Genomic DNA, 10,058 nt, shown 5'->3' with positions numbered 1-10,058 from the left:
TTGGTCTCTTCAATGGTCTCTTTGTTCTTATACATGAAACCAATATTGATTACCAGCAACGCTAACACTACCATTACTAATGATGTAATGATGTTGTCTCTAAGGTAGTTTTTGATTTTGTTCATAAGGCTCTACTGTAACTGTTAGTCTTTATCGTTACTTATTATTGGTTAATCGTTATTTGTTATTCGTGATGCCCGATACTTTGACTTCATAAGACGAGGGATAGCTGGCATGTTGTGAAATCAAAAAAGGTAGTTGTTATGCTGCTTCTGACAGTTTGCGTTCCAGGGCTTCGCGTGTTGCCATCAGCTCCTCTACATTCTGGCGCAATTCTTCTTCTGTAGCGCGCATGTCTGCGGCCTGTCGCTGCGAGGTTTCCAGCAGGTGTTTCATCTCTTCAGTGGTTCGAGCTCCCTGTAATGCCGAGGCAACAAACTCTCCGGCTTTCTCCATAAAAGCAATCTGGTGTTTATCGAACACATCAAGTCCGGCTATCTCAACAACAGCCTCTGTAATGTCGTTGTATTTCATAGGAACGATCAGCAGGCATCCTGGTGTGGCCTCTCCCATTCCGGATGTGATATAGGTATAGCCCTGCGGAAGTTTTGTGAGCATGGTTGTTTCTCCTTCAAGAAATGTTTGCCCCAGCAAACCAACTCCGAGCGGAATTTTACGCTCCACAAATTTCTTTCGGTCGTAAGCATGACAGGCAGCAAGCTCCAGGTATTTATCGTTTGCATCATTCTTGAGAACAAACAATCCGCCCTGCTGGGCATCCATATATTTTGTCAGGAATCGAATTACTTCGTTCGACAACACCGTAAAGTCATTCTGATTATTTCTTACAATCTCGGATATCCGCGTCAGCCCTTCGTTACTCCACAAGCGTGCTTCTTCTTCGTGCTTCATGTGTTTCAGCTGATCACGCATGCGTGTAAGTCTGCCGGCAAGATTGGTTTCGTTAACAACTTTATTTTCCTCGTTCAGACCTTTCCACTCAGCTTCATAGTCTCCATCGGAAATGTGCTCGATAAATTCACTGGCCTGTTGAAGGTTAAGAATGGAGTGCTCAATCATGGCCTGCTGGTTATTAAATTGAACTTCGGCGCCCGGGTTAAATATATACTTCCGGTTATTCGCTTCGAGCTCTGCCAACAGTTTCTGTCTTCCCTGGTTATCGCGCTTGATCTTAATAACAATAAAAGCCAGTGTTGGAAGCGCCAGCACGATTATAAAGAGTTCCAGGTATAGATTATTCCTTACCGCTGCATTATAGCTTTCTTCTGCACCCTTGCTTTTTTCTTTTTCATAGTCCATCACTTGTAACACCACATCCATCATACGTTTCCAGACAGCAAGCCCGCGATCCTCTGCCATCATGCTCTTAAATGTATTCATGCTATCAAGGTCCACCTGCTCAACCATCTTATGGGAGAAATCGAGATATCCACGAAACAAGTTACTGACATCTTCCAAACCGGATATATCGTAACCTTCTCCGGCAAGTCGTTCTTCTATATCCTTGATGTGCGTAAAGAAATAATGTTCTGAAGTCTTGGCGGGACCTAGCATATCCTGATTTTTGGTAATACCATAAGCTCTCACACCCAGATCCACGTCTTTTAAAAAATTGGTAAGCATGCCTACGTCCTTTATCATATCTTCGGCATTCACCTTGACAATGTTATTCCTTTCAATAGTTTCTTTGTTCTGATACATGAAAGCAATATTGATCACAAGCAAAGTTGACACCGCACTTACCAGCACGGTAACTATGTTGTCTTTGAGATATTTAATTATTTTTTTCATTGGGCCTTTTTGTTAATCTATTACATGTTTACTCATGATAAGAAACATATCCGTTTATTTACTGCTCGTTAGCCAGGCGATAGCTTCTTCGGTATTGTTGAAATGCGAAAAAACCATTTCACTTACGGTCTCAGTCATGGTGGCTTCCAGTGTCATCTGCGGATAAATACCATTGGGCAACATAATGGCCGCATACGGATGCTCACCCTTCATTACTTTATTGAGCCATTTTGCAGATATCCACTTCTTGTCCAAAGGTTGGAGTGCATTAATTTTCTCGGTATCAATCAAAGCCTTGTCAGCTTTAAAGTATAGCATGGCCGAAAGAAAGGCATACATATACTCTCTCAACTCCAGCGACAGGAGTTGTGTTTTTGCAGAACCAGTAAGTACACCACAACCTTCGTCATAGGCGATCACTGCATAATCTGTGTCAAAATATACCTGCATATAAGGTTTCAATTTTTACGGATAGACTTAAGGACACTACATTTTCCCAATGGCTTTTATCCAATGAGGGTGTCTGTGTGTTCCGGAAATTGCAGAAGTTACATCAGCCACCACCTTACCATTTTCGAATTGCGCCATCCCGGAAAGCATATATCCGCTACAAAAGTCTGAAATGGATAAAAGGGGCATTGGGCTTAAAATACCACCGCATCATGATTGTAAGATTTATACTGATTTTAAAAAACAACTCCGAATTGTATGTCTTGTCACAAAGAAACGCCTCCGTGTATTTACGGAGGCGCCATTCAGTATATGAGTAAATACATTCTTAAGAGATATGAAAAAATACTTTTTTGAAGAGCATCTGTTCATCCGTTCACTTCCTTATACAGGAGTGGGGTATGCTAGCCCAATCGTTGCGTGTGATTTTTTCATGAAGTAGAAACAAAAAGATGTTTGTCTTATTGCCTTATTTTTCGAACATGCTCATTCTCAGCAAGTAGCCTCAAAATGCCTAATGAAACTATTTTTACTATCTTGTGGGCCAATTGAAAAAAATATGAAAGAAGCAGAAATCCATACAAAAAAAGGCGTGATGAAAATCCGTTTCTTCGAAAAAGACGCCCCCAACACCGTGAAGAATTTTATTACGCTGGCAGAGAAAGGTTTTTACAACGGACTTACGTTCCATCGCGTTATTCCGAACTTCGTAATTCAAGGTGGATGTCCCAACGGCATTGGCAATGGCGGGCCTGGCTATCACATTGATTGCGAGTTAACAGGCGACAATCAATATCACGATCGTGGTGTACTTTCCATGGCGCATGCCGGAAGAAACACCGGAGGCTCACAATTCTTTATCTGCCACAACCGCGACAACACCAAACATCTGGATCGCAACCATACTGTATTCGGAAAAGTATACGAAGGCCTGGACGTGATCGATCAGATACGCCAGGGCGATGTGATGGAGAAAGTTGTTATCAAAGATGTGGTAGCATAATCGTACAGCATTCACAACCAGCAAAAAAGCCCATAGCCAGCGCTATGGGCTTTTTTTGATATACACCGCGGATGATACCCAACACGTTACTTTTCAACAGAAGTCTTGAAATCGAACCACAACGTTCCCTGTATGGGTGTATAGTTCATCATGATGTTTTTCTGGCTTTGCGGGCCCATTACTTTCGCATCCTGAAACTTGGTACCTATTGGCGCAATGGCCTGCAAAAAACTTATATCACCTTCCGGGAAAGGTGGATTTGTAAATTCGTTGTAAGCACCTTTGGGTCGCAGCGGTTTTAGCATCTGGAAGAATATATTTTCATTTGCTATATATACTGTAAATGGCGCGGACTTCGTCTGCACCTGCACCCAATATATACCGGCATGATACCCTTTAAACTCCGGGTAGTTCCAGCTTTCACCAGTAACGGTGTTGTTATACTTCTTCTCCCACACGCCAAACGGCATGCCCTGCGTGCGATTCTTCCACACGCGGTAAGGCCCGCGACCCAGCCACTTCATACCAGTGATATTTTCTTCCGGCAATTGAAATGATATGCCCATAAAATCGGCTTCGCCTTTCTGGCTGTAGCCGTAATCAAGTCGGGCGGGTTTACCGGATGAGAATGTCCACTTCACCATAAAGGTCGATTCGCCTTCATATACCGGTTCTATAATATAGGTATCGCCTTCCTTCCGGTGATTAAACTGCTTTAGCCTGTGAGCTACACCTGCCTGCACCGGGCCATTCGATAGCGGAACAACACCTGCGGGCGTAACCACCTTCGAAAGATAGCCTGTTCTGGTGTCAAAGAAATATTGAATACCATCCGAAGCTATGACGAGTGAGCCAGTGCTTTCACTTACCTGTATTGCGGCCGCACTAGCGGAAGTCAAGTACTCTGCATTAATCTCCACGGGAGAATGTATAGGCCATGACCATGTGTATATTTCACGTTGATGCGGGTCGATGGCTGTTAGTGATAGTATATCGCTGTTGCGCCAATCGGCAGGTAGCGATAGTTCCAATATACCTTTAGCTTTTGGCTCCAGATTTAATTGCTTTGCTGTTCCGGTAGCATTTACGGTTGCTGTTATATTCTTTAAAAATGGTGAAGTTGCAGACATCAGTTTCCATTGAAATGTACATTGATTGAGGTTTGTATAGATATAGCGGTTCTCTACTTCCAGCCGGCCATCAAATGTTTCGGGCAACGATCGTTTTGCTATATATACCGGTGACCAGATCTCTTTCACGGCAAAGTAGCTTCCCTCCTTTTCGCGATACGGGCCAACAATACCATCGGGGCCACTGTTGCTGTTGGTATCGATGCTGTCGCCTTTATCGTGGCGCACAACACCTTCATCGAGCAATGCCCAAAGAAATCCGCCGGCACCAAAAGGGTGCGCCATCATCGCATTCCAGAAATCGTCAAGCCCTGCCGCATGGCCGCCATCATACAAGCCATGCATAAACTCGGTTGGAAAGTATATTTCATTTCCGTAAAGCACAGAATTGGTAACATAATTATAGTCTGGGTAATGTTTGGTATCGGTGCCACGGAATTTCTCCCAGGGATGATATACAAATCGTTGTTGTATATCATACTTCGAAAAGTCATCGTCCAGGGCAGTGTTCCATCCACCTTCATTACCATTGGCCCACAACACGATGCTGGGATGATTTACATCGCGCACTACCAGTTCTCTCACTAATTTCCTTCCGGGTTCTGTATCATACCTGGCTTGCCAGCCGGTGAGCTCGTCCAACACGAATAGTCCGAGTGAGTCGCATACATCCAGAAAATGTTGATCGGGCGGATAATGCGACATGCGCACCGCATTCATATTCATGTCCTTCATCAGGTTTACATCTTCTATGCTGATCGCCTTACTCAACGTGCGACCACTCTCGGGCCAAAAGCTATGACGGTTGACGCCTTTGAAAAGTACCTTTTTACCATTGACATATATACCATCATGCCTTCGAACCTCCACCGTGCGAAAGCCGAAACGTTGGTGTACGGTGTGTATCAAACCGCTCTTATCGCGCAAAGAAATAACAGCCTCATAGAGGTTTGGGAATTCCGGGGTCCATGTACGAATGGATGAGAACGCCTGCGAAAGCGAAGTTCTTCCCTCCGCTGTATTGACTGATGTTGAAAATATACTGCCCACCTTGTCACCATTCAATTGTTGAATCTGAACATCCATGGCAGATCCCGGGGAGACATTGCCGGTAAATACATCCACGCGAAAAGTGCCGTCCGCCTTTGCATCAATCGCCACGCGTTCAATATAGGATGATGGCTTGATCTCCAGGTATACCGGCCGGTATATACCGCCAAAAACCCAGAAGTCGCCATCCGATTCAGCACGGTATACAGATTGATCGGCCGAAACTTTGCTTACCTTCACTTCCAGTACATTTGCAGCGCCTGGCTTTATCAGCGAAGTTACATCGTATCGAAATTGATAGAATCCACCCTGATGTACCGGGCCGGCCAATTTACCATTCACTTTTACTTCGGTGTCTGTCATGGAACCTTCAAATACAAGGAAGATATTCTTTCCTTTCCATGCCTTGGACGCGGTGAAGGTATATTTATAGAGTCCCTGTTCACCTATCTTTTTCGGACCACGGCCATAGGTATATTCACCAAAGCCTTGCAGCTCCCAGTTGGAAGGCACGGGTATCGTTGTCCACTTGCCAGCGTTACGACCTTTGGTACAAAAGAAATCCCACAATACCGTATGGTCTTTATCCGTTCCCGACAAATAGTATTGCTCGGTCTGCACAGTCTTTTGCTGTGCCTGAAGGTTCATGGTAAAAAGAATAACGATTAGCGCACAGGCTCGGCGAATGATATACATATTTATTTCTTTTTGAGGAATGACTTTACTTCATCGGCAAATGCCTGTGATCTGGCGGTGTTGTTATGATCGCCCGGCACACGTTTATACATGGCATTGGGAAAAACAGAAGCCAGCGTCTGCGATGAGCCGTTGTCTTCATCGCGATCGCCACAAATAACGAGTATCGGGTTGCTGATCGCCTTGAGCGCTTCTACGCTGGTGGAAGGTTGTGCTTTTTGCAGGTAGGCCAACGCAAGCTGATCGAGCTTGCTGTCTTGCACATACTTTACTGCACCTTGCAGATCGGGTATATCTTCTCCCATCAATGCCTTGTAGAACATAATTCTTCTGGGCCATTCCGGATTTGTAAAATCCAACCCCATTCCGCCCAGTACAGCACGATCCACACGCTTATCGAGCACCAGTAGCCTTGCCGTGATGATAGAACCCCGCGAATATCCTACCACGCTATATTTCCTGACACCCAGCCTGGTGAGCAACCCCATAATGTCGCGTGCCTCTGCATCGTTCTCGTATGCTTCCGGTGTGTGCGGCTTATCGGATAATCCATTGCCGCGCATGTCGAGCGTGATCACTTTAAAACCTGCCACCAGCAGATCATTATAAAGTGCTGTCCGCTTCCACGATTCACCATCCACTATAAATCCATGCACCAGCAGCACCGGTTCACCAAAGCCCTGCACTTCATAGTGAATCTTTACACCATCAAACGAAGTATAGAATTTAACAGAATCTTTTACCTGTTGGCTAAAACCACAGCAAGGCAGCATGACGTACAGGAAGTATAGTATCTTTTTCATAATTACATAAGCGTTAATCGTTACACGTTAATCGTTATCCGTTAATTGTGATCTGTTATACGATTAACGTGTAACCGATAACGGCTAATGGCTAACGGCAACTACTCAGTCGCTTCAATTGCCCATACAAGATACACGAAAGGAGCATTCCAATTGATAGCAATTTCATTTGATGCATACGAACAATCTGTATCAGAATACGCTTCGTCTGGTACGGATGAAGAATACTTGCATTTATCCTGCATACCGGGGTTCGGTCCTCCTGCCAGCAATCCAGGCACAGGCTCAGCTATACCATCGGCAATGGACGGGCGATGGTGCGGATGCATGGTGGATTTATCGCCAAAGCCGGTAAGGAACGAATATCCGGTTCCGTTTTTACCCATCAGGAAATCAAGATTGGACAACGCATAGTTCAAATACTTTTTGTCGCGTGTAATGCGATACGCCTGGATGAGCACTATACCCTGATTGGCGGCTACGGATGAACTGCCCCAGATATAGTCGCGCGCTGATCCGCCCATCACTACATTGAATGCACGTGTATCAACACCGCTGATGAGGCTATCTGCAAAATGTACGATACTTTGTTTCAGGGTTTCAATCTTATCATGAGCTTCGGGCAATGTTAATTCATTTCGTATCAGTGTATAGTAGCCGAGCAAACGCACTTGCGCCCACGCGGGCAGCGGTGTTGCGTTGCGTGGAAGTAAAGTTACAGCCGCTATATATTGAGCATCCTGTGTGGTGGCATATAGTTCAGCAGCAGCCCATACAAACTCGTCTGTCAAATCGCGATCGCCATATCCGCCGGTAGTAACATCGGGTTCAAATGCTCTATTCATCGCATCCTGATCATATACAATCGATGGATTCTTCTTTGCCCACTGCCACGCTTGGGCTGCTGCTGTTAAACACGAATCGGCCAGGCCAGGCAATTCTTTATCATACGCGCGGAAGATGCGTGCGGCTTGGGCAGTTACTGCAGCGAAGTCGAGTGTTGCAGCGGTTCCTTTCTGCACAACGTACCGGGTACGGGTCGCTTTGTCGGGCATGATCATTCGATCGAACGTTGTATTGGTGAGCTTGTGATATACGCCACCATCGCCAGGGTCTTGCATGGTTAGCATCCAGCGTAAGTTCCAGAGTGCTTCATCAAGCAGGTCGGGTACGGTGTTATTGCTCTCGGGTATATTGAGTGATATAGTCTTCACATACTCCGGAAAATCTTCGTATAGGGAGAGCAGGGTTCCCATGGTAATGCCGCTGTTTACTATATATTTATTATAATCGCCCGCATCCAGCCATCCGCGGGGTGAGGAGATTACAGTGCCTTCCGGGCGATTGGCTGATGCTGCTGAAGGATGGATCAATACTTTGTCATCCGGCTCTCCTGCTGCACGATGCCACTTGCCTGCATATTTTTCAGGAAGGTCGGTTGATAATCTTTGATAGTAGAAACCTTTGGCAGCTCCCTTCGCTACAGCATCGTGAACATGCGCACGAATTTCAAAAGGATACGATGTGCCCACGCCAGGTACTACCAAAGTATAATTACCGGGTGTGGTGAATGCCGAGAAATCAGCTATGCGTGTTTTCTTATCGGAGAATTTTGATTTTCGTATCTCACTTAACTGTCCTTCGAAAACTTTCCTGCCATCGGGTGTTGTAATTAAAAATGTGGTGGGGGTTTCCCCTATGATAACGGCCGACTTAGGCGCGGTTGGATAATAACCAATCTGGTTAAGACGGATATCATCTGGTGACAATTTCTCTTTCCGTTGTGACTGAACATTACAAGCCGTTATTACTATTAGCACAAAAACGAATACTTCTTTTTGCATGGCTGTTTATATAGACTGTTTCATTATCAAATTTCCGGAAAGCTACTCGTTGTCTCTTTGCAAAGAGTACAAAAAGTAGTTTTCAGGAAAATATTGTTTATCACCGGCTCCAAAGATATATCGTTAGCGGGATGATGAAACCGAAAGTCAAGACTTATTTAATCATTAACCGGGTACGAAGTGTGTCTTTGCTATTGACCAGACGAATAAAATAAAGGCCGGGATGAAGCGATGTTTGTACCTGGAATGTTTTCTTCGAAGGATCAAGGCTGCTGTTCATTACGTTTCTGCCTTGCACATCGGTTATTTCCATGCGCGAAAATCCTGCAGAAGACAGTTCCAATGTAAATGCATTGGGTGCCGGATTCGGGTAAATATGTATTACAGTACCTTCATCTGATTCCGTAGCCATAATCGTATTCTCTCCACTCTCCACCAATATATAGCTTACAGAACGCGCTGGAGCGGTTACCCGAACACCGCTGCCAATAACAGCTGCTTTTGCCTTCACGGCCTCCACATTTGCCGGGCCGCCTGACGCCAGCGTTGTACCTGCACCATTTACATACACCTTTCTGGAAAACTCACCGTTGTCGGTTCCCCCGGTTAAAGTATATATATAGTAACGATCGCCATAACCAAAGTTCTGCAGGTTAATATTTACGGTTTGCCCGGATGTTCCTTTGTTAATGAGCACAATGCCCGATTGGCCTGAATCGAATTTGGAGGCATACGCTACTACATCACTGCTTCCCGAACCGGATACAGTAGCATTTACCATATAGTTGCCAAAGTATTTCTGAAAATAATACATATAGTAAAACACCGGTCGCGGATTCCACTTGGTACCATTGTCAGGTTCATCGCCCTGACTGAACATACCGTGGTCGTTTCCATCACTCCACGCGTTGGCGAGATCCCACCGGCTGGCTTCGCCATACTTATTTCTGATCAACTCACCCAACACCAACGCTGCATGCATACCGTTGATGAACGACACTTGTTGTTTGGAGCCTTCGGCAAATATATTCCATTCTGTAAGGGCCACCGGTTTCGTAGTAACGCCCGCGGTGGTCATCGCGTTGGTAACGTAGTTCATCATATCTGTTGTTACCGTAGAAGCGCTACTGAATATCTGCGCGGCTGTGGAATTTGTCTGGTAGGGTGTATAGTAGCTATGTATGATATAGAAATCAGGTGTGTTGCCGGACTTCTGAAATACCCCCGTATTCCATGTTTTATCAGTTGCAGTTGCCCAGCTTGCGGGTTC

The 10,058-nt window shown here is 45.2% G+C and carries 7 protein-coding genes; 1 reads left to right on the top strand and 6 read right to left on the bottom strand.

Annotated elements, in window-relative coordinates; all coding sequences use genetic code 11:
* Positions 1-261: 261 nt before the first annotated feature.
* Positions 262-1,812: a GAF domain-containing protein gene (locus V7Q33_RS05805; protein WP_333819192.1), complete on the bottom strand. Its 1,551-nt coding sequence runs from the start codon at positions 1,810-1,812 to the stop codon at positions 262-264.
* A gap of 54 nt (positions 1,813-1,866) precedes the next feature.
* Positions 1,867-2,262 (bottom strand): hypothetical protein, encoded by a 396-nt coding sequence (locus V7Q33_RS05800; RefSeq protein WP_331980713.1) that lies wholly within the window; start codon positions 2,260-2,262, stop codon positions 1,867-1,869.
* 559 nt (positions 2,263-2,821) lie between these two features.
* On the opposite strand from V7Q33_RS05800, the gene V7Q33_RS05795 reads away from it, so the two are divergent.
* The gene (locus tag V7Q33_RS05795) at positions 2,822-3,265 is read left to right on the top strand and encodes a peptidylprolyl isomerase (protein WP_331980711.1); all 444 of its coding nucleotides are present in this window, start codon (positions 2,822-2,824) and stop codon (positions 3,263-3,265) included.
* Positions 3,266-3,351: 86 nt separating this feature from the next.
* On the opposite strand, the gene V7Q33_RS05790 is transcribed toward V7Q33_RS05795, so the two are convergent.
* From V7Q33_RS05790 to V7Q33_RS05775, 4 genes are all read right to left on the bottom strand, one after another.
* Entirely contained in the window at positions 3,352-6,141 is a 2,790-nt protein-coding gene (locus V7Q33_RS05790; protein ID WP_333819191.1) for a glycoside hydrolase family 2 protein, read from the bottom strand.
* A 2-nt stretch (positions 6,142-6,143) separates the two neighbouring features.
* On the bottom strand, positions 6,144-6,944 hold the full coding sequence (locus V7Q33_RS05785; protein ID WP_333819190.1) for an alpha/beta fold hydrolase: 801 nt from the start codon (positions 6,942-6,944) through the stop codon (positions 6,144-6,146).
* A 101-nt stretch (positions 6,945-7,045) separates the two neighbouring features.
* Complete coding sequence (locus V7Q33_RS05780; protein ID WP_333819189.1) at positions 7,046-8,788, bottom strand: glycoside hydrolase family 9 protein; 1,743 nt, start codon at positions 8,786-8,788, stop codon at positions 7,046-7,048.
* A 154-nt stretch (positions 8,789-8,942) separates the two neighbouring features.
* Positions 8,943-10,058 (bottom strand): T9SS type A sorting domain-containing protein (locus V7Q33_RS05775; protein ID WP_333819188.1); only part of this gene is annotated, 1,116 nt, incomplete at its 5' end.

It is taken from the genome of Ohtaekwangia sp. (assembly GCF_036786105.1).
GTDB lineage: Bacteria > Bacteroidota > Bacteroidia > Cytophagales > Cyclobacteriaceae > Ohtaekwangia.
The sequence above is the reverse complement of the archived record's forward strand: the minus strand, read 5'-3'. Positions and strand labels throughout refer to the sequence as shown.